This is a genomic window from Actinocorallia populi, from assembly GCF_002995495.1.
In the GTDB taxonomy this organism is placed as follows: Bacteria; Actinomycetota; Actinomycetes; order Streptosporangiales; family Streptosporangiaceae; genus Actinocorallia; species Actinocorallia populi.
The window spans coordinates 800,668-823,805 of sequence record NZ_PVZV01000001.1; the positions used below are offsets into that span (position 1 = coordinate 800,668).

24 protein-coding genes and 1 tRNA gene are annotated in these 23,138 nt (G+C 70.0%); 10 read left to right on the forward strand and 15 right to left on the reverse strand.

Annotated features, from left to right (window positions below):
- The first annotated feature begins 10 nt into the window (after positions 1-10).
- On the forward strand, positions 11-718 hold the full coding sequence (locus C2865_RS04040; RefSeq protein ID WP_106396886.1) for a ZIP family metal transporter: 708 nt from the start codon (positions 11-13) through the stop codon (positions 716-718).
- A gap of 9 nt (positions 719-727) precedes the next feature.
- Here the strand turns inward: C2865_RS04040 and C2865_RS04045 are convergent, their stop codons facing one another.
- From C2865_RS04045 to C2865_RS04075, 7 genes are all read right to left on the reverse strand, one after another.
- Positions 728-1,825 carry an FUSC family protein gene (locus tag C2865_RS04045; RefSeq protein ID WP_157963550.1) on the reverse strand — a complete coding sequence of 366 codons (1,098 nt, stop codon included), beginning with the start codon at positions 1,823-1,825 and terminating at the stop codon, positions 728-730.
- 205 nt (positions 1,826-2,030) lie between these two features.
- The gene (locus C2865_RS04050; RefSeq protein WP_198652894.1) at positions 2,031-2,447 is read right to left on the reverse strand and encodes a gamma-glutamylcyclotransferase family protein; all 417 of its coding nucleotides are present in this window, start codon (positions 2,445-2,447) and stop codon (positions 2,031-2,033) included.
- Complete coding sequence (locus C2865_RS04055; RefSeq protein WP_157963551.1) at positions 2,401-3,576, reverse strand: hypothetical protein; 1,176 nt, start codon at positions 3,574-3,576, stop codon at positions 2,401-2,403. The genes C2865_RS04050 and C2865_RS04055 overlap by 47 nt, the downstream gene beginning before the upstream one ends.
- Positions 3,577-3,700: 124 nt before the next feature.
- Positions 3,701-3,955 (reverse strand): hypothetical protein, encoded by a 255-nt coding sequence (locus C2865_RS04060; protein ID WP_106396889.1) that lies wholly within the window; start codon positions 3,953-3,955, stop codon positions 3,701-3,703.
- A gap of 119 nt (positions 3,956-4,074) precedes the next feature.
- A complete protein-coding gene (locus C2865_RS04065; protein WP_106396890.1) occupies positions 4,075-4,545 on the reverse strand; it encodes a YxiG-like protein in 471 nt (156 codons plus the stop codon).
- Positions 4,546-4,646: 101 nt separating this feature from the next.
- Positions 4,647-5,894: a sensor histidine kinase gene (locus C2865_RS04070; RefSeq protein WP_232835337.1), complete on the reverse strand. Its 1,248-nt coding sequence runs from the start codon at positions 5,892-5,894 to the stop codon at positions 4,647-4,649.
- Positions 5,894-6,562 carry a response regulator transcription factor gene (locus C2865_RS04075; protein ID WP_106396892.1) on the reverse strand — a complete coding sequence of 223 codons (669 nt, stop codon included), beginning with the start codon at positions 6,560-6,562 and terminating at the stop codon, positions 5,894-5,896. Before C2865_RS04075 ends, C2865_RS04070 begins: the two co-directional genes overlap by 1 nt.
- A gap of 125 nt (positions 6,563-6,687) precedes the next feature.
- On the opposite strand from C2865_RS04075, the gene C2865_RS04080 reads away from it, so the two are divergent.
- Positions 6,688-7,083, forward strand: coding sequence for a hypothetical protein (locus C2865_RS04080; RefSeq protein WP_106396893.1), 396 nt, complete (start codon positions 6,688-6,690; stop codon positions 7,081-7,083).
- A 353-nt stretch (positions 7,084-7,436) separates the two neighbouring features.
- On the forward strand, positions 7,437-7,796 hold the full coding sequence (locus C2865_RS39220; protein ID WP_157963552.1) for a hypothetical protein: 360 nt from the start codon (positions 7,437-7,439) through the stop codon (positions 7,794-7,796).
- A gap of 45 nt (positions 7,797-7,841) precedes the next feature.
- Here the strand turns inward: C2865_RS39220 and C2865_RS04085 are convergent, their stop codons facing one another.
- The 3 genes from C2865_RS04085 to C2865_RS04095 form a co-directional block, all read right to left on the reverse strand.
- Positions 7,842-9,065, reverse strand: a complete 1,224-nt coding sequence (locus C2865_RS04085) for an SMI1/KNR4 family protein (RefSeq protein WP_157963553.1) — start codon at positions 9,063-9,065, stop codon at positions 7,842-7,844.
- Positions 9,066-9,630: 565 nt separating this feature from the next.
- Positions 9,631-9,707: transfer RNA gene (locus C2865_RS04090), tRNA-Pro, on the reverse strand.
- A gap of 93 nt (positions 9,708-9,800) precedes the next feature.
- Positions 9,801-10,703, reverse strand: coding sequence for a metallophosphoesterase (locus tag C2865_RS04095; RefSeq protein WP_106396895.1), 903 nt, complete (start codon positions 10,701-10,703; stop codon positions 9,801-9,803).
- Between the two features lie 81 nt (positions 10,704-10,784).
- Here C2865_RS04095 and C2865_RS04100 point away from each other — a divergent pair, with 81 nt between their 5' ends.
- Positions 10,785-11,231 carry a GatB/YqeY domain-containing protein gene (locus tag C2865_RS04100; protein WP_408608288.1) on the forward strand — a complete coding sequence of 149 codons (447 nt, stop codon included), beginning with the start codon at positions 10,785-10,787 and terminating at the stop codon, positions 11,229-11,231.
- An 82-nt stretch (positions 11,232-11,313) separates the two neighbouring features.
- On the opposite strand, the gene C2865_RS04105 is transcribed toward C2865_RS04100, so the two are convergent.
- Both C2865_RS04105 and C2865_RS04110 read right to left on the reverse strand, forming a co-directional pair.
- A complete protein-coding gene (locus C2865_RS04105; protein ID WP_106396896.1) occupies positions 11,314-13,554 on the reverse strand; it encodes a penicillin-binding protein in 2,241 nt (746 codons plus the stop codon).
- Positions 13,555-13,646: 92 nt separating this feature from the next.
- Positions 13,647-15,836: a transglycosylase domain-containing protein gene (locus C2865_RS04110; RefSeq protein ID WP_106396897.1), complete on the reverse strand. Its 2,190-nt coding sequence runs from the start codon at positions 15,834-15,836 to the stop codon at positions 13,647-13,649.
- A gap of 245 nt (positions 15,837-16,081) precedes the next feature.
- On the opposite strand from C2865_RS04110, the gene C2865_RS04115 reads away from it, so the two are divergent.
- Entirely contained in the window at positions 16,082-16,387 is a 306-nt protein-coding gene (locus C2865_RS04115) for a WhiB family transcriptional regulator (protein ID WP_106396898.1), read from the forward strand.
- Positions 16,388-16,449: 62 nt separating this feature from the next.
- Here C2865_RS04115 and C2865_RS04120 read toward each other — a convergent pair whose 3' ends face one another.
- Both C2865_RS04120 and C2865_RS04125 read right to left on the reverse strand, forming a co-directional pair.
- The gene (locus C2865_RS04120; RefSeq protein WP_106396899.1) at positions 16,450-17,583 is read right to left on the reverse strand and encodes an ATPase BagB; all 1,134 of its coding nucleotides are present in this window, start codon (positions 17,581-17,583) and stop codon (positions 16,450-16,452) included.
- A complete protein-coding gene (locus C2865_RS04125) occupies positions 17,580-18,569 on the reverse strand; it encodes an ATPase BagA (protein ID WP_106396900.1) in 990 nt (329 codons plus the stop codon). The genes C2865_RS04120 and C2865_RS04125 overlap by 4 nt, the downstream gene beginning before the upstream one ends.
- Before the next feature lie 145 nt (positions 18,570-18,714).
- Between C2865_RS04125 and C2865_RS04130 the strand changes: the two genes are divergently transcribed.
- The 5 genes from C2865_RS04130 to C2865_RS04145 all read left to right on the forward strand — a co-directional run bounded on the left by C2865_RS04130 (position 18,715) and on the right by C2865_RS04145 (position 22,066).
- Positions 18,715-19,659, forward strand: a complete 945-nt coding sequence (locus tag C2865_RS04130) for a slipin family protein (protein WP_106396901.1) — start codon at positions 18,715-18,717, stop codon at positions 19,657-19,659.
- Between the two features lie 25 nt (positions 19,660-19,684).
- Complete coding sequence (locus C2865_RS39225; RefSeq protein ID WP_157963554.1) at positions 19,685-19,843, forward strand: Sp36 family protein; 159 nt, start codon at positions 19,685-19,687, stop codon at positions 19,841-19,843.
- Complete coding sequence (locus C2865_RS04135; protein WP_106396902.1) at positions 19,840-20,298, forward strand: RidA family protein; 459 nt, start codon at positions 19,840-19,842, stop codon at positions 20,296-20,298. Before C2865_RS39225 ends, C2865_RS04135 begins: the two co-directional genes overlap by 4 nt.
- Positions 20,299-20,345: 47 nt before the next feature.
- Positions 20,346-21,173 carry an NUDIX hydrolase gene (locus tag C2865_RS04140; RefSeq protein ID WP_106396903.1) on the forward strand — a complete coding sequence of 276 codons (828 nt, stop codon included), beginning with the start codon at positions 20,346-20,348 and terminating at the stop codon, positions 21,171-21,173.
- A 125-nt stretch (positions 21,174-21,298) separates the two neighbouring features.
- Positions 21,299-22,066 (forward strand): MBL fold metallo-hydrolase, encoded by a 768-nt coding sequence (locus tag C2865_RS04145; protein WP_232835420.1) that lies wholly within the window; start codon positions 21,299-21,301, stop codon positions 22,064-22,066.
- Between the two features lie 297 nt (positions 22,067-22,363).
- On the opposite strand, the gene C2865_RS04150 is transcribed toward C2865_RS04145, so the two are convergent.
- Positions 22,364-23,050, reverse strand: a complete 687-nt coding sequence (locus C2865_RS04150; RefSeq protein WP_106396904.1) for a Crp/Fnr family transcriptional regulator — start codon at positions 23,048-23,050, stop codon at positions 22,364-22,366.
- Positions 23,051-23,138 lie beyond the last annotated feature (88 nt).

Consider the following 23,138-nt stretch of genomic DNA (forward strand, 5'->3'; position numbering starts at 1 on the left):
GAGGACAGACATGGGGGAGGCCCTGCTCTGGGGTGCGGTCGCGGCCTCGTCGCTGGTGATCGGGGCGCTGCTCGGGCTGGTGGGGAGGTGGCCGCGGCGAACGGTCGGGCTGGTGCTCGCCTTCGGGGCGGGGGCGCTGATCTCGGCGGTGGCGTTCGAGCTGGCGCAGGAGGGGGCACGGGTCGGCGGGACGGGCGCGATGGCGGTCGGGCTCGCCGCCGGGGCCCTGACCTACTACCTGCTCGACGGGGTGATCGAGCGGATGGAGGCGCGCCGGTCCGCCGCGGCGGGGGCGGGCCCGGCGCTGGCGCTCGGCGCGGTGCTCGACGGGATCCCCGAGCAGCTCGTCCTCGGGGTCGGCCTCGCCACCGGCACGGGCGTGAGCGTCGGGCTGCTGGTCGCGGTGTTCGTGTCGAACCTGCCCGAGGCGATCGGCTCCGCGAACGAGATGCGCGCCGCGGGCCACCCGGCCCGGGACATCCGGCTGATGTGGCTCGGCGTCGCGCTGCTCTGCGTCCTGGCCACCGTCGCGGGCCACGGCCTCGCCGACGTGACGACGGGCCCGTGGAACGGCGCCATCGACGGGTTCGCCGCGGGCGCGACCCTCGTCATGCTGATCGACTCGATGATCCCCACCGCCGCCGAACGCGCGGGCCGCCCCGCGGGCCTGGCCGCCATGCTCGGCTTCGCCCTGGGCACCGCCCTCTCCTCGTTCTGAGCCCGTGCCTCACCCGGTGGGGGGTGGCGGGACGGCCGGGTCGTCCTTGCCGGAGCGCACCGCGGCGAGGGCCCCGCTGGGATCGGAGCCGGTGAACATCAGGAGGTCCACGGCGACCATCCGCGCGGCCATGACAGCGGTGGCCAGAAAGGGATGCGAGGCCGGGGGCGTCTCCCCGAGCGGCCGTACGGCGTCGAGTGCCCTTTCGGAGGCCGCCTGCCGGCACGCCTGGTCGGCAGGGTCGTCGGCCAGCCCGCCGATCGCCTCGCCCAGACCCCGCAGGACGGGGGCGAACCGCTCGCGCTCCCCGTCGGAGAGGGCGAAGGCGGCGCGGATGAGGAGGATGCAGCTGGCGTTGAGGAGGTTGAGCAGGCGGGCGCTCTCCCCCTCGGAGCTGACGCGTTCCCGCAGGGAGCGCCGGAGGGGGACGCGCTGGGCGATGCGGCGGCTGAAGAGACGCGCCTGCGCGAGGGCGGAGAGCTGGTCGCTGTCCTCCCACAGGTGTTCCTGCGCCTGCCTGGCGGCGTCCTCGTCGTCGTCTTCCAGGGCGCGGGCCGCGGCGTCCAGCCCCGAGGCGAGTTCGGCGAGCGCGGCCTTCACCGACCGCCGCAGCAGGCGGACCGGGTCCGGCGGGAAGATGAGCTGGACGACCACGAGCGCGACGCCCGCGCCGATCAGCGCGTCGACGAGCCGCTGCCAGCCCGCCGCGCCGCTCGCGAAGACGAGGGTGAGCACCGCGGACGAGGCCGCCTGCATCAACATGGTCCGGGCGGAGTGGAGGGCGGCGGCGGTCATCATCGCGAGGAACACCGAGATCGGCATCGCCCACAGGGTGCTCCCCAGCACGAACAGGACGAGGTCCGCCACCACGATCCCCACGACGACGCCCAGCACCAGCCGCACGGCCGTCGTCCCCCGCTCGCCCCGCGCCGCCGTCAACGCCACCATGGCCGAGATCGGCGCGAAGAACGGCCGCGGATGCCCCGCTACGTGCACCGCGATCACCCACGCCACGGTCGCGGCGAGCGCGGTCTGGAGCACCTGCCATCCCTGGGCCCCCATCCGCCGCCGCGCCCGCGACCAGGCGTCCCGCCCCCACCGGAACACCTTCCCCATCCTTTCCCCGTACCCGCGCCGCCCCGCGTCACGCGACCGTCCACAGGCCGGGCGCGGCGGCGGCGGACGGCGGGTGGCGTCGAGGGCGGGGCCGCTACGCGTCGCTCTCACCGGACCCGCCGGAAGCGGGCCAGCCTGAAGTCCTTGAGGGAGCCCTGCAGCCGCCCGATGTCTCACCGGACCCGGCGGAAGCGGGTCAGCCCCGGTGGGACGCGTAACGATGGCGCCAGGAGGTGCAGCGGTCGACGTAGGACGCGAGGTGGCGCTGGGTGAACTCGTCGGAGGACCAGGGGGCCGGGAGGATCTCGGTCTCCGGGCCGCAGACGTAGGCCCAGCCGTGGTGGCCGTTGGACAGGGCGAGCTGGTGGAGGTCGTAGAGGGGGTCCTCGAAGGCGTCCAGGAGCCGCCACTCCTGCGGGGACAGATCGGTGATCAGGCAGCCGGACGCCGTGGCGATGGCGGTGATCAGACCCGGGTAGACGTGGTTGGGCAGGGCGGTGGCCCGCCAGCCGGGGGCCTGGGCGGGGATGAGGGACGGCACCCTGCCCAGCAGGGCGAAGAGGACCTCAGGGAACTGCAGCGGCCCGTAGACGAACAGGACGTCCGGGGCCACCGACAGGCGGTCCTGCGGGGTGAAGTCCGGCGAGTTCGGCCGGGGTGAGCGGGGCTCGGTATAGGGCATGGAAGACCTTCTCGATCACCTTGGTGTCGGCTTCGGCGAGGGCGGCGAACCAGTCGAGGCCGGCCGGGTAGGCCCACAGGTAGGAGCGTAGGGACGGGTCGGCGCCGCGGTCGGAGAGCTGGTCGGCGATGGTCCGGTCGCTCCACCACGGCACGCGGGAGCGGGCGTGGTCGGCGCACGCGGCGGGGTCGGCGCCGTCGCCGACGGCCAGGTGGAGTTCGGCGCGGACGAGCTGCACGTAGTGGTCCAGCCGGACGCGGGCGGTCAGGACGGGGTCGTCGGCGGCCACGAACAGGGGCATCGCCTGGGCCGGTCCCTCCAGGGCCACCTGGTAGGGGACGTGGACGGACAGCAGCCGCGGCCACGGGGCCCCGGCGCCGTGCGCGCCGATCCCGACGCTCTGCAGGCCGTGGCCCAGGACCTCGTGGAGCGCGAACCGGCGGACGCCCGCCTCGGTGAAGCGGGCGTTGGCGAGGTTGAGGCGCAACCGGATCCGCTCGCCCGCCCCGTCGAGCCAGAACGCCCAGTAGGCGTCCACCTCGACGGTCTCGATGGTGAGGGTGTAGGAGGCCGTGGCCCCGGTGAGGGCGCGGACGGCGGGTTCGTAGTGCTCGGCGGCCCGCCGGATGGCCTCACCCGCCTCCTCGGCGGGAAGGGGGACCTCGACCCGCTCCAGCTCGTCGGCGGTCGCCGCCCCCCAGGAAACTCCCAGGGACTCCAGCGCCGCGCGAGCCCGCTCACCCCGTTCGACGACGTACTCCTCCGGCCACCCGGCCGCCGCACACCCCTGCGTGGCGCGGACATACTCGTCCAACGGACGATGTTCCCCCAGAAGTGCCCCGAGATAGGCCAGATCTCCGTCCAACCGCGCGGCCACCGCCCCGGACGCCCGCCCGCGCAGCTCCCGCAACCGCCGGTAGACGTCCAGCCTGTCCGGAGCGGGCACGATCTGCGCATCCGTGGGCGCGCAGTCGAAGTCGATGACGGGCTCACCCCCGCGCCCGCGCTCGAGGGCGTCCCAGGCCCGGAGCACGGTCTCAGCCTCGTCACGCAGATTCACGGGCACATCCATCGCGATGTGATGGCCATGGGGCCGCAGTCGTCCCCGAACTATAACCCGTTCGCGATCATTTTTTGATCTCCCCCGTCCCCTGGCGGCCAGGAGGTCGCCACGGAGCCGGACCCTAGAAGCCGCCCACGACACCGCCGCCCGGAAGGTGGTGACCGTCCCTGCGCTGCCCGTTCTCGACATGGGGGTGGGGCATGGGGTGCTGCGGATAGGGCATGGGGTGCTGCGTGTGAGGCATCGGGGGCATGGGAGGCGGCGCGTAGGGCATCGGGGCCTGCCGGGAACTCTTGGCGATGACGATGACGAGGACCGCCACCACCGCCGCCAGCCCGACGCCGGCGACTCCGAGGATGAGCACAAGAGAGATCATGAGAACCGTCCTCCAGAGGGATCCGCAAATGGTCAAGGATCCTCCCACAGCACGTTCGACGGCATAAGAGACGCTTTGAACGGGCCACAGATGAAAACCAGAGGCGAGTCGCCCCGACCTCACTCGGTCGGCCGCTCACCCGCCTCCGTGATCCGGGTGACCTGGAGGTCGGAGAAGACCAGGGTCAGGTCGTGGGCGTTGGTCTCGATGCGGACCTCGTGGAAGTCGATGCCGAGGGCGGCGGTCCAGCGCCGGGCCGGGGGCGAGTCGGCGACGATCGTCGCTCCGGGGTAGAGGGAGTGCCATTTGACCCCCCAGACGTACCCGTCCAGGTCGACGCCGGTCGCGTAGTCGGTGAGCCGGTCGTCCAGGGAGCGGGCCCAGATTTCGGGGGAGACGGTCGTCTCACAGCGCGCGTGGACGCAGTACCGGAACAGGTAGCGCAGGTCTGCGGGAGGGATGCCGGTCGACGGGTCGGCCGTGACGTGCACGATCACCTCGTAGTCGCGCATGTAGTCCACGAAACCGTGATGGCCGACCGCACCGTCGAAGATCTCGTCCAGCGCCCGCTGAAGCTCTGAGACATCCATACTCCGGTCCCACCTCTGTCATCGCCGGGCCGTTCCCCTCCAGCCTGCCACCTCGGCCGCATCGAGGACCCCTGTCGGATGCGGCTGCCATCATCGGTGAACTAGGCCTGGCGCTTTTCCTGAGCCACGGCCGTCTCGTACAGCGGTATCACCACGCGCATTCCGGTCCCCTCGGTGCGGTCCGTCAGCTGGAGGGTCCCGGCGTGCGCGGCGGCGATGTCGCGGGCGATGGCCAGGCCGAGGCCGGAGCCGCCGCTGTCGCGGGCGCGGGCGTGGTCGAGCCGGGCGAACCGGTCGAAGACCGTGTGCCGGTGCTCGTCGGGGATGCCGGGGCCGTCGTCGGTGATCAGCAGTACGGCCGCGCCGTCCCGGGCGTTCAGGCGGACGGCCACGGTCGTGCGGGCGTGCCGTACGGCGTTGTCGACGAGGTTGGCGACCAGGCGTCTCAGGCGGCCGGGCGAACCGTGGACGAGGAGGTCGGGGGCCAGGTCCATGATGACCTTGACGTCGGGCCGGGGCCGCTGCTGCGCCGCCTCCTCGGCGACGATCTGGGCGAGGTCGACCTCCTCGTGCCGGGCCGGCTCGCCCGCGTCGAGCCTGGCCAGGAGCAGCAGGTCCGTGGTGAGCGACTGCAGCCGTTCCACGTCGGCCAGCGCCTGGGAGGCGAGCGGCGACGGGTCGGCCAGCTCGAGGCGGGTGCGCAGGATCGTCAGGGGGCTGCGCAGCTCGTGCGCGGCGTCGGCGACGAACTGCCTGTGCGCCTCGACCGCGCTCTGGAGCCGGTCGAGGGTGCCGTTGACGGTCCGCGCCAGCGCCCGGATCTCGTCGCGGGCACGGGGCTCGGGGACCCGCTCGTGCAGGTCGTTCGCGGTGATGTCGGCGACCTTCGCACGGATCGCGGAGACCGGTTTCAGCGCCCGGCCGACGGCCGCCCAGGTGAGCAGGGCGACCAGGCCGAGCAGCAGCGGGACGCCCGGGGCGAGCAGGCGGCGCAGGGTCTCCAGGGCCTCCCGTGCGAAGACGAGTGAGGCCCTCCCCTGGACGGTGACGGGCCCGTCGGCGGTCGGCACGGTCTGCTCGACGACCAGATGGCCGCCGGCGCGGTCCGTCCAGGCCGTGGTGAAGGACGGGCCGCCGTCCAGGACCTGGGTTCCGGTGTTCTCGGGGACCGACGCGGTCCCGTGCTCGGTGACGGCCGTCGCCGCCGCCGCGGCGTTGGCCTCGGCCTCCTGGCGGGTGCTCCTCTCCAGGCTCGCGTGCAGGGCCGAGAACAGCGCGAAGGAGGCCAGGGCGAGGGCGACGGCCACGGTGAGCGTCGCCGCGAGGGTGGCTCTCAGCCGGACGCCCATCATGCCTCCAGCCGGTAGCCGACGCCGCGGACGGTGACCAGCGAGGACCTGCCGAACGGTTTGTCGATCTTGCGGCGGAGGGCGCTGATGTAGACGTCCACCACGTTGGAGTCGCCGTCGAAGGCGAAGTCCCAGGCCTTCTCCAGGAGGTCGCCGCGGCTGACGACCTGGCCCGGATGCCGGGCGAGATGGTGCAGGATCGCGAACTCCTTCGGCGTCAGGGAGATCCTGACGTCGCCGCGGCTGCAGCGCATCCCGGCCGGATCGACACGGAGGTCGCCGAGGGTGAGGACGGCCGGCCGCTCGGCCGCCCCCCGGCGCAGCAGGGCGCGCAGCCTGGCCAGGAGGACGACGAACGAGAACGGCTTGGACAGGAAGTCGTCGGCCCCGGTGTCGAGCGCCTCGGCCTCGTCGTGTTCGCCGTTCTTGGCGGTCAGCATCAGGATCGGCGTCCAGACCTCCAGCTCGCGCAGCCGCTCGCAGACCGCGTAGCCGTTCAGCTCGGGGAGCATCACGTCCAGGATGACCACGTCATAGGGGTTCTCGGACGCCATCCACAACCCCTCCCGGCCGTCGAAGGCGAGGTCGACCGCGAAGCCCTCGCGGCCCAGGCCGTCCTTCAGCAGGTCGGCGAGCCGGAGTTCGTCTTCCACCACGAGTACGCGCACGTCGAGAAGCGTGCTCGAACCCGCCTAAAGCCACCATGAAGATCATCTCCGTGGCCTTCACCGTGGCTTCAGGGTCCGCCCGCCAGTCTCGGGGGCGTCCATCACCGCAACTCGGGAGGATTCCCATGAAGAAGATCGTTCTCGGCGGCGCCCTGCTCGGCGCGGGGCTGGGTCTGGCGGCTCTGGTCGGGCTGTCCGGCACGGCCTCCGCCGGGACCCCCTCGCCCGCGCCGAAGGTCACGGTCGACTGCTCGGCCGAGGTCGTGCCCCCCGCAGGCGCCCACGTCGAGGGGTTCAAGGCGAAGCCCGGCGAGAGCGGCCGTGCCGAGCACGGCTCCGCCACCGCGAAGCCCGAGGGCGGCCTGCACCCGCAGGGCGCCACCCACTCCACCGCCGAGGTCAAGGACGGCAGGCTCTACATCGACGGCGAGGAGCGGCCGCTGCCCGACGACTGCGTCGAGGGCGGCCCGATGACCGTCGCCATCACCGAAGGAGCGGACACGGCCACCAAGGCTCCCTGAGCGTTCCGCAGGACGGGCCCGGTCCCACGGCGGCGGACCGGGCCCGCCCAGAAGCGGCGAGCGCCCCGTCCGGAAACAGGGGGTGCGTTCCATGGCCGTGTGCGTGGTGGAGCGCCGCCGTGAGGAAGCAAGAGGACGGCGTCGCGATGGCGACCGCGAGTTCCGCGCTCAGCCGGAGACGGAGGCCGGGAAGCGCGAGGGGACCCGGCTCGACGTGTGGTGGCGGCCTCCGACCGCCTGCGCTCCCCGCCTCGCCAGGCGGCTTTTGTCTGGCTGAATGCCGGCGAAGGCCTGCGGTTGGCTGAGAGAGTGTCGGGTATGAATTCTCCTTCGGATATGGAGCGGAGGGCTGAGTGAGCAGGGGCGTTCGTTCGGTTTATCTGGTCGACCTCATCCTGGATGCCGATGTAGACGACGAGGTGGAAGAAGTAAAGAAGAAGGTCCTCGGGCTTCTCTGCCCGGATCCGGATCACCGGCCGCCATGTGAAGTGCCGTGGGAGGTGCGTTCGAGCGGATCTCTCGAGGAGGACGGAAGCAGGGTGATCTCCGTTGTGCTCTTCGCCACGGAGGCCCAGGTGTCAGAATTCGTTCGATCCGTCGAACTTCTTGATAAGGGCGGTGTTCGGTTCTTCCGTGAACATGATGCCAATGGTGAAGAGATCGATGGATCCACGGTGATAGAACAGTATGAGATCGAAAATGCGTTGCGCTGAAATCTGAGGTCGCTGGAGCGCATCAGTCGTTCGGCTTCCCTGCGTTCAGGGCATGGGCCTGTGTCGAGGCCGGTCGCGTGGAGTTTCGGGCGGGTCCGTCAACCGCGGGACGGACAGGAGCTCGCGGCCGCGTTCAGGTGTGATCAGTGCGGCGAGGGCGGGGTGTGCGAGTAGGACGACCGGGGCGAGGTGGTCGTGGCTGCGTGGCCGCCAGTGGGGCATCGCGTGCAGGACGGCCTGCCACAGGGCTTCGGACGGCTCGGGATGCGCTGTCAGGGCGGTTTTGATCAGGGTGTCGAACTCGGGGTTACCGAAGTCGGCAGGGATCGCGGCGTTCTGCGCGCGGTGGCGGTCGACGAGCCGTTGGAGGCCGGGGTGGTCGGCTCGAAGAGCTGCTTGCAGGCTCGGCATGCGGTCGTTCGGGGTGGCTTCGTGCTCCTCGCGCAGGAGGAGCGGCAGGAACTCCCGGATGATCAGAGGGTCGGTGGCATGCTCTTCGCGCCAGTGGGCGAGGAAGAACGGTCGGCTCACCCGCCGTTTTCCTTCCTCATACTCGCTCAGGAACAGCTGGAGCTGTCCGAGTAGAATGCCGGGTCGCAGCTCGGGGGAGCGCACGGCGACGTTCAGTTCCGCCAGCGCGGTTTCTAGATCGCCGGCGAGTGCGGCATCGCGGCCCCGGTCGGTTGCGGCCTCCTGGGCGTCCATAAGCGCACGTCTCTCGCGTGTGTGTTCGAGCCACCAGTCGTGACCGGAGGCGAGGTAGTCCAGCAGGTTGGCGTGGCGCTTGGGCTCGTCATGTGACCAGGAGGAGTAGCGGTAGACCGCCCAGTCCCCGTTCTCGTCAACGTCATCGGGATCGAGGAGCACGATGGTCAGGTCGGCCTCTCCGGACACCAGCAGGCTCCGGTCGAAGAGCGTCGCCGTTTCCTTTGCGTACTCGTCGAGATCCTCGTCGTCCTCGTCAGTCCAGGGTTCGGTCCAGAGCGGTTCCAGTTCGCGCAGCCAGCCGATCTCCTCCACCGAGCGGAGACGAAATACCGGGAACTCCTCGCTCGCCCATCCATTCGTGGTCTGCAAGAAGGCTCGGTAAGAGGGCGGCAGCGCGCGGCCGATTCGTGCTTCGGCCTGCTCGATCTCGATGTCGGTCGCCGCCGGGAAACCCAGCCACCGGCCGCGCACCGCCTCGGGATCCAACGGTTTGTGCTGCCGTACGTCGTGCTCGTCGATCCGCTCTTGGCTCCACCGGCTCAGAAATGATCTCCAGTCCATGCGGCACACCATGCCGTATACGTCCGACAGTCGGTCTGCGAGAGCGACCTCGTCACTGCGATGAGAGAGGCCGCCCTCCTCCTCCCTCGCTAGTTTTCATACACACGAATACGTCACTGGGTGCATGAGTATTTGGGGGTTGAACAGCGAAAACTCCCCTGCAGAAGGGGGGCCGCACAAGGTCATGGGAGACATGTGTGAAGTGAGGTGGTCCCCTGACGGGTCACCTTCGGGTTCCGGACGGCGGGAGCGAGGCGTCACGGGCCGTCAGGCCCGGAGAGCCTCGCTGGTACGACCGAGATGCCCGAACGGGGAAGACCGGAGGTCCTTGGACGGGATGAGGACACCGGTACCGGAAGGCGGGGTGCGGGAGGGGCGGAGCCCCTCGCCCGGGGTCCGGGGCGGAGCCCCGGTGGGCAGAGCCCCGAGCGCAGCGAGGGACCGAAGGGCGGGAGGCGGTGGAACGAGGCCGACGGCCGGGCCGTCGGGCCGGGCTTTGCGATCTGCCGGAAAGGCTCAGAAAGCACTCAGGGCCATGATCGATTTCTCGATCATGGCCCTGGACTGGTCGGGGTGGCGGGATTTGAACCCACGGCCTCTTCGTCCCGAACGAAGCGCGCTGCCAAGCTGCGCTACACCCCGGTGTGTGAAGACCTTGCGGTCTCTGGCACCTCGGAGAGTCTACAGGACGTTGGGGGGTGACCGGGAATCGGTTTCGGGAAAGGCCGGGGGCCGTCAGGTGAGGCGGGGAGTGAGCGTGAGGAGGGTGGCCTCGGGGGGGCAGCAGAAGCGGAACGGGGCGGTGGGGGAGGTGCCGAGGCCCGCGCTGATGTGGAGCCAGGAGTCCTGGTGGCGGTGGAGGCCCTTGACGCGTTCGCGTTCGATGCCGCAGTTGGTGGCGAGGGCGCCGTAGAAGGGGGCGCAGACCTGGCCGCCGTGGGTGTGGCCGGCGAGGAGGAGCTGGTAGCCGTCGGCGGTGAAGCGGTCGAGGTTGCGGGGCTCGGGGCTGTGCATGACGCCGATCGTGAGGTCGGCACGGGGGTCGACCGGTCCGGCGATCTTGTCGTAGTCGTCCAGGTTCACATGGGAGTCGCCGACGCCGGCGAACTCGACGTCCAGGCCGGCGATCTTGAGGCGCCCCATGCGGTTGTTGAGGTCGAGCCAGCCGGCGGACTTCAGGGCGGCGCCGAGCTCCTTGTAGGGCAGGTCGGGGGTGCGGCTGCTGCGGGAGTAGTCGGACTGGGAGGTGCGCCAGATGTAGCGGGCCGGGTTCTTGAACGTGGGCGAGAAGTAGTCGTTGGAGCCGTACACGAAGACGCCGGGGCGGTCCAGGAGGGGGCCGAGCAGCTCCAGGAACGGGCCGACGGCGTCGCGGTGGGAGATCGAGTCGCCGGTGTTGACGACCAGGTCGGGCTCGAGGGTGTCCAGGGCGCGGACCCAGTGGATCATGCGGGTGCGGGACGGCGTCAGGTGCGTGTCCGAGATGTGGAGGATCTTCACGGGCCGGCTGCCGGGCTTCAGCACGGGCACCTCGTGGCGGCGCAGATGGAACCAGTTGCGCTCGATGACCGAGGCGTAGGCGAAGGTGGCCGTGCCGGCGCCGATGAGGCCCAGAGGGACCGCGAGAAGCTTCCGCATTCTCCCCATGCTGCCAGACCTCCGGACGTGCCCGGGCTAAACAAGGTGATCTGTCCGGCCGCGCCGGGCATGATGGGGGACATGTTGAAGGAGAAGCTGGAAGCCGACCTCACCGCGGCCCTGAAGGCCCATGACGAGGTGCGCAAGCGGACGCTGCGGATGGCGCTGGCTGCCGTGACGAACGAGGAGAAGTCCGGGAAGTCCGTGCGGGAGCTCACCGACGACGAGATCGTCAAGGTGCTGATGCGGGAGGCCAAGAAGCGCCGCGAGGCGGCCGAGGCGTTCGACCAGGGCGGCCGTGCCGAGCAGGCGGCGGCCGAACGCGAGGAGGGCCTCGTCCTGGACGCCTACCTGCCCAAGCCGCTGAGCGACGACGAGCTGGCCGACCTCGTCCGCGCCGCGATCGCCGAGTCCGGCGCGGAGGGTCCGCGGGCCATGGGCGCCGTCATGAAGGTCGTCAACCCGAAGGTCGCCGGGCGGGCCGAGGGCGGCCGGGTCGCCGCCGAGGTCAAGAGGCAGCTGGCCTGACTTCGTGCAGAAGGCCTCTCCCGGCGTCCGGGAGAGGCCTTCTCGCGTTCGGGGCGGCCGGAGCCGCGGACCGCCCGGTGCGTCAGCGGCGGGGACGCCCGCCGTGGCCGTTGCTCATGAAGAGCGTGACGGTGGACCCTTCGGGCGCGGAGCCGGTCGGGGACATCCGGACGATGGTGGCGGCGGGCGCGTCCGAGCGGACGTGCTTGACCCTCACCTTGAACCCGGACTGGCCGAGGAGGCTCGCCCCCTCGTCCACATGCCTGCCGACCACGTTCGGGATCTTCTTGTTCTTGACGTCGCCGAAGTCCCGCGTGGGCTGCTGGAACTGCAGGACGGGCTTGCCCGCCAGCGCCGCGGTCATCGTCCGCTGCCACACCGGGCCGGGGATCGTCGCACCGTAGACGCCCGTGACCGGGTACTGCACGCCGCTGCGGTAGTCCCAGTAGGCGGTGGCGACGGCGAGGTCCGGGGTGTAGCCGGCGAACACCGCGCAGGCGTAGTTCTCGCAGGTGCCGGTCTTGGCGGCGGCGGGGCGGCCGATGCCCAGGCCCGCGCCGGTGCCGTGGCCCGACAGGACCCCCTGGAGGATCATGGTGGCGGCGTCGGCGACCTGGGGGTCGACGACCTGCTCGCACTTGGCGGCGGGGATCTCGACCTTGGCGCCCTTGGCGTCGACGACGCTGGTGACGACGTTCGGCTCGCAGTACTTGCCGCGCGCCGCGATGCCCGCGTACGCGGCCGAAAGGTGGACCACGTCGATCGGGTTGACGCCGAGCACCTGGGACGGGGTGGGCATCAGCGGCTCGCCGTTGGTGCGCTTCATCCCGAACTTCTCGGCCATCTTGACGGACTTGCAGACGCCGACCGTCTTCTCAAGCTGGGCGTAGTAGGTGTTGACCGACAACCAGGTGGCGTTCTTCATGTTGAACGTGCCGGCTTCGGAGTCGCTGGCGTTGCTCAGCGTCCAGCTGCCGCCGCCCGCCATTCCGTTCTCGGCCGGCGGGTAGGGGCAGGCCTCGTACCCGTGGATGGTCGTGGTCGCCGGCGAGGTGTAGGAGGTCGAGATGGGCAGGCCCTGGTTGAGCGCCTCGAGCAGGGTGAACGTCTTGAAGGTCGAGCCCGCGTCCACGCCGTAGATGCTGCCGCCGTGCGCGGCGTCCGCGGGGAGGTTGATGGTCGTCTCGCCGCGGCCGTTGCCGTACTTCTTGCTGGTGGAGATGGCCAGGATCTTGCCCGTGCCGGGCTGCACGGCGGCGTTGACGTTCACCTTCGTGCTCTTGGGCGTCGTGGCGTACTTGACGGCGGCGTCGGTGGCCCGCTGCACCTTCGGGTCGAGCGTCGTGTAGATCTGGTAGCCGCCGCGGAGGAGCTTCTTGCGCGCGGCCTCGAAGCGGGTCTGGCGCTCCTCCTGGCTCTTGGGCTCCTCCTCGCCCATGAAGAAGCCGATCATCTCGTAGTAGACGTACGCGCAGAAGTACGGGAACCTGCTGCTCTCGCAGCCGCCCTTCGGCTTGTACTCGTTCAGCTGCAGCTTGGTGGCCTTGGCGCCCTCGGCCTCGTCGGCGGTGATGACGTTGAGGTCCCGCATCCGGTTCAGGACGGTGTTGCGCCGGGTGAGCGCCGCGTCCGGGTACAGGGTGGGGTCGAAGGAGTACGGGTTCTTGGTGATGCCCGCGAGCATCGCCGCCTCCGGCAGGGTGAGGTCGGCGGCGCTCTTGCTGAAGTACCGCTTGGCCGCGGCCTCGACGCCGTACGCGCCTGCACCGAAGTAGGCGATGTTCAGGTAGTCCTGCAGGATCTCGTCCTTGGACATCGTCTGCTCCAGCTGGACGGCCAGCCGGAGTTCGCGGAGCTTGCGGGAGACGGTTGGGGCCGTGGCCTCCTTGAAGCCCTCTTCGGTGGTGGCGTTGTTGGCCAGCATGTTCTTGGCGAGCTGCTGGGTCAGCGTCGAACCGCCCTCGACGGCGCCGCCGGAGGAGGCGTTCCGCGTCAGCGCGCGGATCGTGCCCTTGAGGTCGAGCGGGCCGTGCTGGCGGAACCGCGCGTCCTCGATCGCGATGATCGCCTTCTGCATGAGGGGCGTCACCTTGTCGAGCGTGGTGTTCTCGCGGTACTCGTCGAAGAACGTCGCGATCGTCTTGCCGTCGGAGCCGTACACGACGGTCTGCTGGGCGGGGTCGCGCGTGATCTCGACCACGTCCATGTTCATGAACCCGTCGGCGGTGTCACGCGCGGTGAGGCTCACACTCCCGATGCCCGGAAGGGCCACCAACGCGACGAGGACTCCGGCGATGACACTGGCCGCGAGCAGCCTCAGCAACGTCGAGACGGGCGCTTTCCGAGAGGGTGAGGAAGACAGCACGGAGCCTAAGGTACCCGTATCGGCCGGCAGGGCCGTCCGATAAGGGTCTGTCACCCGGAAGGGCCGTTGCTCAGGAATATCGTCACGGTCCCGCCCTGCTCACTCTGCGTGCTGGGTGCGACGTACGCGACGCTTCCCTTCGGCAGCTTGGACGCGACGGGCTTCGCGGACACCGCGCCGTTGAGGCCGGTCTGCTGGAGCACCGTCATCGCCGTGCCCAGCGACGTTCCGTTCAGCTGGGGCACGGGCACGAGCGGCCGGTACGTCCGGTGCGCCGCGCTGAGGGCGGCGGACCAGATGCTCGCGGGCGTTCCAGCGCCGTAGACGCCGTAGACGGGGTACTTGAAACCGCCTCGGTAGTCCCAGTAGGCGACGGCGGAGGACAGGTTGCGGGAGATGCCGGCGAACACCGCGCACGAGAAGTTCTCACACGTACCCGTCTTTCCGGCGACGCTTCCGGACGGCTTGCCGACTTGGGCGGCGGTTCCCTTCTCGCCGAAAACGGAACGCATGATGTCGTACGTGGTGTCCGCGGTCTGGCGTGTGACGACCTGCTTGCACTCGTTCTTGGGCAGCGCGAGCTTCTTGCCGCTCGGGTCCGTCACCTCCAGGAGCGCGACAGGCGAGCAGTAGACGCCGTGGTTGGCGATGCCCGCGTAGGCCGCGGCCAGGTGCACCATGTCGATTTCGTTGCTGCCCAGGACCTGCGACGGCACTTCCTGCAGCGGCTTGCCGTCGGCGCGCTTCATGCCGAAGCGGTGCGCCATCTTCACCGCGCTGCAGATGCCTATCTGGTGCTGCAGTTTGGCGTAGAAGGTGTTCACCGACTGGGCCGTGCCCGTGCGCAGGTCGAACTTGCCGGATTCGCTCTCGTGGGAGTTCTTCACCTGCCAGGGCGGAAGGAGCCTGCCCTGGCAGTCGCGGTAGCCGCCGATCTGTGTCGAGCCGGGCGCGTGGAAGCTCGTCTTGACCGGCAAGCCCTTCTCCAGCGCGGCCAGGAGGGTGAATATCTTGAAGGTGGAGCCCGCGGACACGCCGACTCCGCCGCCGTGCGCCATGTCCGCCGCGAGGTTCAGCGTGGTGTCGGGACTCTTGAAACCGAACCGTTTGGAGATGGCCAGCGTCTTCAGATGGCCCGTGCCGACCTCGACGATGGCCTGAGCGGCCACTTTGTCCGACTCATGCGATGTGTGGGCGTTGACGGCCTGCTGGACGCCCCGTTGGCTGTCCCAGTCGAGGGTCGTGCGGACCTGGTATCCGCCTCGCTGGAGTAGCTCGCCGGCTTCCTTGGCTCTCTTGGGGTCGCCTTTGGACAGCAGCTTGATGAGCTCGCTGTGGACGTACATGCAATAGAAGGGTGCCCTGCTGGTGCTGCAGCCGCCGCGTATTGGCTGAGGCTTGAGCTTCAGAGGCGCTGCGGAGAGCTCCTTCTTCTGTGCTTCCGTGATGAGCTTCAGCTCGGTCATCCGCATCAGCACGGTGTCGCGCCGCTCCTTCGCGGCCTGCGGGTGCAGGAGGGGGTCGTACGCGTACGGGTTCTTGGTGATGCCCGCCAGCAGCGCGGCCTCGGCCAGCGACAACTGCGATGCGGGTTTGCCGAAGTACCTCTGAGCCGCTGCTTGGACGCCGTACGCGCCGGCGCCGAAGTAGGCGATGTTCAGGTAGCCCTCGAAGATCTGGTCCTTGGACATCGTCTGCTCGAGATGGAGCGCGTGCCGCAGTTCGCGGATCTTGCGGAAGACGGTGGGCGCCGTCACGCGCTGGCGCTCCTGGTCCGTGCGCGCGTTGGCCAGCAGCAGGTTCTTGGCGTACTGCTGGGTCAGGGACGAGCCGCCTTCACGCACCTCGCCCACGGAGGTGTTGCGCATCAGCGCGCGGAGCGTGCCCTTCACGTCCAGGGCCCCGTGCTCGTAGAAGCGCGCGTCCTCCACCGCGAGGATCGTCTTCTTCATGATGGGCGACACCTGGTCGAGCCGCACGGGCTCGCGGTACTCGCTGAAGAACGTGGCTATCTCGTGCCCGTCCGCGGAGTAGACGGTGGACCGCACCGACGGGCTCCGGGTGATCTGCTGGACGTCCATGTTCTCGAAGTCCGACGCCATCTTCTTGGCGCCCATCCCGATCGCCGCCAGACCGGGAAGCATCAGCATCGCCACCAGACATCCGGCGAAGGCCCCCATGGCCGCCAGCCGGCCGGCCCTGCGCAGCCTGGTTTCCCGCCGATCCCCCGATTCGAGCATGTTGATCTAGGTACCCAGCGTAGGCTCGTGCTACGCGGCAAACTGAGCACTGTAGCAGTGACTAGTCACCATGTCCGCCATGGCCTCTGTGGGCTATATCGAGAATGGGCCCTCTGGGGACTGTTTAAACTCCCCCGGCTTCCGTAAGTTTCTCCCCACGGCTTTTGTTTGGCGGCCTGACGTCCGCGCCCGTCTGGCCAAGGAGCGCACACAACTACACAAGACCCTAGGGGAGTGGGGCCAAGATGTGGATCACTGATTGGACCGCCCGTGCCGCCTGCCGTAACGCGGACCCGGACGCGCTGTTCGTTCAGGGCGCGGCCCAGAATCGCGCCAAGCTCATCTGCAGGGGTTGCCCGGTGCGGACGGAGTGCCTGGCCGACGCACTGGACAACAAGATCGAGTTCGGTGTCTGGGGCGGCATGACCGAGCGCGAGCGGCGGGCACTACTGCGCCGCAAACCAGGCGTCACCTCGTGGCGCGAGCTGCTGGAGACCGCCAAGGAAGAGTACGAGCGCTCGTCCGACGAGGACGAGCTGGTCGCCAGCTGAGCGAAGACATGACCACCCCCGGGGTACGCAACCTGTACCCCGGGGGTGTCGTGTCTAAAATGTCACGCCTTCGCCTGGCCGGATGTGGCCAGCGAATCGCCCACCAGACGCAGTCCGTCGAGATCGTGCACATCCTCCGCCTGCGCCCGGACGGTGGTCACCGGAACCGTCGGGTTGGCCGAGGCGAAGTGGTCGCGCAACCGCTCCTGCCGGGCGGCGAGCTGCATCCGCTCGGCGTGCAGGCGCAGCAGCGAGGCGGTGAGCGGGTGGTCGCCGCGCTCGTCCAGCGTCTCGGCGGCGGCCAGGCTGCGGGCGGACGAGAGGCCGCTCGCGCTCGACTGGGCCATCCGGTTGACGACCAGACCCGCCAGCGGCATGCGCTCGGACTTCAGGCGGTCGACGAAGTACGACGCCTCGCGCAGCGCGTCCGGCTCCGGCGCGGCGACCACCAGGAACGCCGTACCGGGTGACTTCAACAGCTCGTACGTCTTCTCCGCACGTTCGCGGAAGCCGCCGAAGACGGTGTCGAAGGCGGTCACGAACGTCGAGACGTCCTTCAGGAGCTGGCCGCCCAGCACCTTGGTGACGGCGTTGGTGACCATGCTGAAACCGGCGGAGAACACCTTCATGCCCAGCCGGCCGCCCGCCTTGGCGGGGGCGAGCAGCAGCTTGATGAAGCGCCCGTCGAGGAAGCGGCCCATCCGCTCGGGGGCGTCCAGGAAGTCCAGGGCGTTCCGCGACGGAGGGGTGTCGACGATGATGAGGTCCCAGGCGTTCGAGCGGTGCAGCTGGCCGAGCTTCTCCATCGCCATGTACTCCTGCGTCCCGGAGAAGGACGACGACAGGGACTGGTAGAAGGGGTTGGCCAGGATCAGCTTGGCCCGGTCCGGGTCGGAGTGCGCCTCGATGATCTCGTCGAAGGTGCGCTTCATGTCGAGCATCATCGCGTGCAGCTCGCCGTCGCCCCGGACGCCCTCGATCCTGCGCGGGCTGTTGTCCAGCTCGCTCAGCCCCATCGACTGGGCCAGCCGCCGGGCCGGGTCGACGGTCAGGACGACCACGTCGCGCCCACGGTCGGCGGCGCGCAGGCCCAGGGAGGCCGCGGTGGTCGTCTTGCCGACGCCGCCGGCCCCGCAGCACACGATGATCCGGGTGCGCCGGTCGTCGATCAGCGCGTCGATGTCGAAGTTCTTCACGCCGCTCCTTGGTCGCGCAGGGCATGGGCGAGGTCGTACAGTCCGGCGAGGTCCATGCCGTGGGGCAGGAACGGCAGGTCGTAGCGGGGCTCGTGGGTGATGCGCGCCTTCTCCCGCTGCTCCAGCGCGTTGCGCAGGGCGTGCTCGGCCGCCTCCGCGGCGAGCGCGGCGGCGTAGTCGCCGGCGTGCTGCTCCAGCCCGGACGCCTTGAGCCCGCGGACGATCTCGTCCTGGTCGAGCTCACCGCGCCCGGCCGCGGCCAGGCCCTCGGCGGACAGGACGGCCGGACGCTCCATGTTGACGATGACGGCGCCGACGCCGATCCCGGTCTCCCCCAGGTCGTGGATGCCGTCCAGGGTCTCCTGGACGGGCATCTCCTCCAGCAGCGTCACGAAGTGCACGGCCGTCTGGGGGGAGCGGATGACGCTCATGACGAGGTCGCCGTGGTTGCGCACGGGGCCGACCTTGGCCAGGTTCGACACCTCGTCGCTGACGTTGAGGAACTGGCTGATGCGCCCGGTGGGCGGGGCGTCCATGACGACGGCGTCGTACTTGAACTTGCCGTTCTTCTCGCGGCGGCGCACGGACTCGCTCACCTTGCCGGTGAGGATCACGTCGCGCAGGCCGGGGGCGATGGTGGTGACGAAGTCGATGACGCCGAGCTTCGTCAGCGCCTTTCCGGCGCGCCGGAGGTTGTAGAACATCTCGAGGTACTCGATGAGCGCCTCTTCGGTGTCGATGGCCAGGGCGAAGACCTCGCCGCCGTCGGGCGCGACGGCGACCTTGCGTTCCTCGTAGGGCAGCGGGGGCACGTCGAAGAGCTGGGCGATGCCCTGCCTCCCCTCGACCTCCACGAGCAGCACCTTCTTGCCGCCCGCGGCGAGTGCGAGTGCCAGGGCGGCGGCCACCGTGGTCTTTCCGGTGCCGCCCTTGCCCGTGACAACGTGGAGCCGTACGCCGTCCCAATCGGTATCTTTCGCGCTCACACTTCGAGACTATCGTTCGCCCTGCAAAGAGCTCCCGGGTGTTGGTAAGTGATTCCTGACTCGCTTTTCGCGGCCTAGTGTGGAACCGGGAACCGACATACCGCTGTCTGATATGAGGCACAGTCGCCAACGAGAGGCCCTCGTCATGGAAGCACTCGTCATCCTGCTGGCAGTCCTCGTCTTCCTGTTGCTGATCGCCCTCGCCACGGGGGTCCGGGTGGTCCAGGAATGGGAGCGCGGCCTGGTCTTCCGGTTCGGCCAGATCCAGAGGCAGGCGCCCCAGGGGCCGGCGCTCGTGCGCACCCCGGGCCTCACGCTCATCGTCCCGATCGTCGACCGGCTGCAGAAGGTCAACATGCAGACCGTGGCCATGGGCGTCCCGGGCCAGGACGGCATCACCTCCGACAACGTGTCCGTGCGGGTCGACGCGGTCGTCTACTTCCGGGTCATCGACCCCGGCAAGGCGATCGTGAACGTGCAGAACTACGTGTACGCCGTTTCCCAGGTCGCGCAGACGTCGTTGCGGTCGGTGATAGGCAAGGCGGAGATGCAGGACCTGCTCGCCGAGCGCGACAAGATCAACACCGAGCTGCGGGCGATCATCGACGAGATGACCGAGGGGCCGTGGGGCGTGCGGATCGAGCGCGTCGAGATCAAGGACGTGTCGCTGCCGGAGGGCATGAAGCGCTCGATGGCCCGCCAGGCCGAGGCCGAGCGGGAGCGCCGCGCCCGCATCATCACCGCTGACGGCGAGTACCAGTCGTCCAAGCGGCTGGCCGCCGCCGCGCACGAGCTGTCCAAGGACCCCGCCTCGCTCCAGTTGCGGCTGCTGCAGACCGTCACCGACGTGGCGGCGGAGAAGAACAGCACGCTGATCATGCCGCTGCCGGTGGAGCTGCTGCGCTTCTTCGACAAGGCCTCGGGCGCCGCGGAGGAGGCCGAGGCGCGGCCCGAGAAGCCCGTGATCGAGGAGCCCCCGGCGCTGGAGGAGGCGATCGAGAACCTGCCGTCCGTGCCCGAAGTGGAGGGAAAGTCGGGGGTTTCCGGCACCGAGGCCGACCCGGCCGTCCACAACCCCCGGGAACTGTAGGCCGCGGATCTTCTACGCTGGGTCCATGACCAAGTGGGAGTACGCGACAGCACCTCTGCTGATCCACGCGACGAAGCAGATTCTCGACAACTGGGGCCAGGACGGCTGGGAGCTGGTCCAGGTGGTCCCCGGACCGCAGGGCGGCGACTCGCTCGTCGCCTACTTCAAGCGGCCGCTGGCATGAGCGCGGTCGCGGCGCGGCTGCGGGAGCTCGGTCTGGAGCTCCCGGAGGTGGCCAAGCCGGTGGCGGCCTACGTGCCGGCCGTCCGCAGCGGGCGGTACGTCCACACCTCCGGCCAGCTGCCCTTCGTGGACGGCAGGCTGCCCGCGACCGGCAAGGTCGGCGCGGAGGTGAGCCTGGAGCGGGCGGTCGAACTGGCCGAGCTCTGCGCGCTGAACGCGATCGCGGCGCTGGGCACCCAGGTGGACCTCGACGACGTCGTGCGGATCGTCAAGGTCGTCGGGTTCGTGGCGAGCGCGCCGGACTTCACCGCCCAGCCCGCCGTCGTCAACGGGGCCAGCGAGCTGCTGGGCAGGGCGTTCGGCGAGGCCGGGACGCACGCGCGCAGCGCCGTCGGCGTCGCGGTCCTGCCGCTGGACTCGCCGGTCGAGGTGGAGCTGCTCGCCGAGATCAGGTGAGCCAGTGATTCTTGACTTATCAGGTGCATTGCACACACATTGACCGGATGAACGGACTCAGACTTCCCGACGAGTTCCTGGAACGCATCCAGGATTTCGAAGCCGGCCGCAGGCAGCCCCCGGCCCTCAGGCACGCCTCCACCGTGATGCTGCTGCGGGACCGGGGTGGCCGGCTCGAGGTCTTCATGCTCCGCCGGACCTCCTCCATGGCGTTCGCGCCCGGGGCGTACGTCTTCCCCGGCGGCGGGGTGGACCCGAGGGACTCCGAGTACGACCAGCCCGGCGCCGACTGGGAGTCCTGGGGGGAGTCCTTCGGCGCCGACGCGAAGCTGGCGCGGGAGCTGGTCTGCGCGGCCGTCCGGGAGACGTTCGAGGAGGCGCACGTCCTGCTGGCGGGCCCCTCCCGGGACGAGATCGTCAAGGACACCGCCCCGTTCGAGGCCGACCGGCTGGCGCTGCTGGACCGCAGCCAGTCGCTGGCGGGCTTCCTGGACGCCCGCGGGCTGGTCCTGCGGGCCGACCTGCTGCGCCCGTGGGGGCACTGGATCACCCCGACCGTCGAGCTCAAGCGCTACGACACCCGGTTCTTCGTCGCCGCGCTGCCCGAGGGGCAGCGGGCGCTGGACGTCAGCACCGAGGCCGACACCGTGGTGTGGATCCGGCCGCAGGACGCGCTGGACCAGGTGAAGGCGGGGGAGATGGCGATGCTCCCGCCGACGATGGCGATGCTGAACGATCTCGCGACGTTCGGCTCGGTCGCCGAAGTGCTCGCCCACCAGCGGAAGTTCGCCGCGCACCAGCCCACCGCCAAGATCGTCGACGGGGTTCCGTATCTTGTGCTCCCAGAGGAAGCCGAGCACCGGTATGGGGCCTGATGGGTATTTCACTGCGTGAACTCAAGATGGCGAGGCAGTTCCTGGCCGACCCCGCCGCCGCCCTGGTGATGCTGGGGTCGCACGGCGGGCTGCCCGGACGGCTGGCGGCCCGCAAGCTCCCCCCGGTGCGGATCGGGGGGACGGAGCGGGCCTCGGCCGTGCTCGCCCCCAACCCCTCACCGATGACCCTGGAGGGGACGAACACCTGGATCCTCGCCGAGCCGGGCGCGCGCCGTGCCGTCGTGGTCGACCCCGGTCCCAAGGACGGTCTGCACCTGCGCAAGGTGCTGCGGACCGTCCGGGAGCGCGGCATGGAGGTCGGCCAGGTCCTGCTCACGCACGGCCACCACGACCACGCCGCGGGAGCGCGGAGGTTCGGGTGGCTGGCCAAGGCGCCCGTCCGCGCCCTGGACCCGCTGCACCGCTACGGCGGCGAGGGGCTCAGGGAGGGCGACGTCGTGGAGGTCGGCGGCCTGGAGATCCGGGTCTGGGGCACCCCCGGCCACACCGACGACTCGTTGTCCTTCTGGCTGCCCGGCGACCAGGCCGTCCTCACCGGGGACACCGTCCTGGGCTACGGCACCACGATCGTCAGCGATCTCGGCGACTACCTGGACTCCCTGGACAAGCTCCGCGCCCACGCGGAGGAGAACGGCGTGAGCCGCATCCTCCCCGGCCACGGCCCTGTCCTGGAGGACCCGGTCAAGGCCCTGAACACCTACATCACCCACCGCCGCGCCCGCCTCCAGCAGGTCCGGGCCGCCATGGACGCCGGAGCCGAGACCCCCCGCGAGGTCGTCGAGATCGTCTACGCCGACGTCGACAAGGCCCTGTGGCCCGCCGCCGAGTGGTCCGTCCAGGCCCAGATCGAGTATCTCCGCAGCCGCTCCTGAGCGGCCGGATCCCGGTTTCCGCGTTCTTCCTCGGGGGTCGAGGCCCGCTTCGTAGCGCGTTCGTCTCAGGTGGATCCGCTGCGATGCCTTCGGTCATGGCCGCGTGGACCCGTTGACGTCCACGTCTCTCGGGACGGCGCCGGCCTCCGTGTTCGTCCTTCCGGCGGTGATCGCCGGGCGTGGGCGGGCAGGGGGAAGCGGCCTCGGGTGCGGGGGCTCGAGGCGAGGGGCGGCAGGGCCGGGCCAGCGGCGGGGAGTCGCTGGCCGGGCGGCCGTCGGGGAGTCTCCCTGAGGGGGCTACTTGGAGCGCTTGCGGAGGCGCTCGATGTCGAGGATGACCACGGCGCGCGCCTCGATGCGCAACCAGCCGCGGGCCGCGAAGTCGGCCAGCGCCTTGTTGACGGTCTCCCGGGAGGCGCCGACGAGCTGGGCGAGCTCCTCCTGGGTGAGGTCGTGGTGAACGTGGAGGCCGTTGTCGCCCGGCTGGCCGAAACGCTCGGCCAGGTCCAGCAGCGCCTTGGCCACGCGGCCCGGGACGTCGGTGAAGACCAGGTCGGCCATCACCTCGTTGGTCTTGCGCAGCCGCTCCGACAGCGCCTGGAGGAGGGCGACGCCGACCTCCGGGTGCGCGGTGAGGAACGGGCGCAGCTCGTCGTGTCCCAGTCCGGCCAGGCGGCACTCGGTCACGGCGATCGCGCCGGCCGTCCGCGGCCGGGGGTCGAAGAGGGACAACTCGCCGAACATCTCACCGGGGCCTAGCACGCTGAGCAGGTTCTCCCGGCCGTCCGGAGCCATCCGGGTCAGCTTGATCTTGCCCTCGAGCACGACGTACAGCCGGTCGCCGGTGTCGCCCTCGTGGAACAGGCTCTGACCGCGGGCCAGCCGCACCTCGCTCACATGAGCGCGCAGCGCCTTGGTGGCCTGGTCGTCGAGTGCTTCGAAAAGCGGGGCCTTGTTGAGTACTTCGATGTCGCGATCCGACACGCCTTTTCTCCTCCCGAACACTTATATGCCCAGTGTGACGCACCTCGCACCGAGCTGGTGAACGTGGGGCCCTGGCGCGCCGAGCCTG

Excerpts from the sequence above, each read along its gene's own strand:
- C2865_RS04100 (WP_408608288.1), top strand. The coding sequence starts at position 10,785 with ATGTTGAAGGAGAAGCTGGAAGCCGACCTCACCGCGGCCCTGAAGGCC.
- C2865_RS04080 (WP_106396893.1), top strand. The coding sequence starts at position 6,688 with ATGAAGAAGATCGTTCTCGGCGGCGCCCTGCTCGGCGCGGGGCTGGGT.
- C2865_RS04140 (WP_106396903.1), top strand. The coding sequence starts at position 20,346 with ATGAACGGACTCAGACTTCCCGACGAGTTCCTGGAACGCATCCAGGAT.
- C2865_RS04135 (WP_106396902.1), top strand. The coding sequence starts at position 19,840 with ATGAGCGCGGTCGCGGCGCGGCTGCGGGAGCTCGGTCTGGAGCTCCCG.
- C2865_RS04115 (WP_106396898.1), top strand. The coding sequence starts at position 16,082 with ATGTGGATCACTGATTGGACCGCCCGTGCCGCCTGCCGTAACGCGGAC.
- C2865_RS04060 (WP_106396889.1), bottom strand. The coding sequence starts at position 3,955 with ATGATCTCTCTTGTGCTCATCCTCGGAGTCGCCGGCGTCGGGCTGGCG.
- C2865_RS04110 (WP_106396897.1), bottom strand. The coding sequence starts at position 15,836 with ATGCTCGAATCGGGGGATCGGCGGGAAACCAGGCTGCGCAGGGCCGGC.
- C2865_RS04070 (WP_232835337.1), bottom strand. The coding sequence starts at position 5,894 with ATGGGCGTCCGGCTGAGAGCCACCCTCGCGGCGACGCTCACCGTGGCC.
- C2865_RS04085 (WP_157963553.1), bottom strand. The coding sequence starts at position 9,065 with ATGGACTGGAGATCATTTCTGAGCCGGTGGAGCCAAGAGCGGATCGAC.
- C2865_RS04040 (WP_106396886.1), top strand. The coding sequence starts at position 11 with ATGGGGGAGGCCCTGCTCTGGGGTGCGGTCGCGGCCTCGTCGCTGGTG.
- C2865_RS04130 (WP_106396901.1), top strand. The coding sequence starts at position 18,715 with ATGGAAGCACTCGTCATCCTGCTGGCAGTCCTCGTCTTCCTGTTGCTG.
- C2865_RS39225 (WP_157963554.1), top strand. The coding sequence starts at position 19,685 with ATGACCAAGTGGGAGTACGCGACAGCACCTCTGCTGATCCACGCGACG.
- C2865_RS04065 (WP_106396890.1), bottom strand. The coding sequence starts at position 4,545 with ATGGATGTCTCAGAGCTTCAGCGGGCGCTGGACGAGATCTTCGACGGT.
- C2865_RS04095 (WP_106396895.1), bottom strand. The coding sequence starts at position 10,703 with ATGCGGAAGCTTCTCGCGGTCCCTCTGGGCCTCATCGGCGCCGGCACG.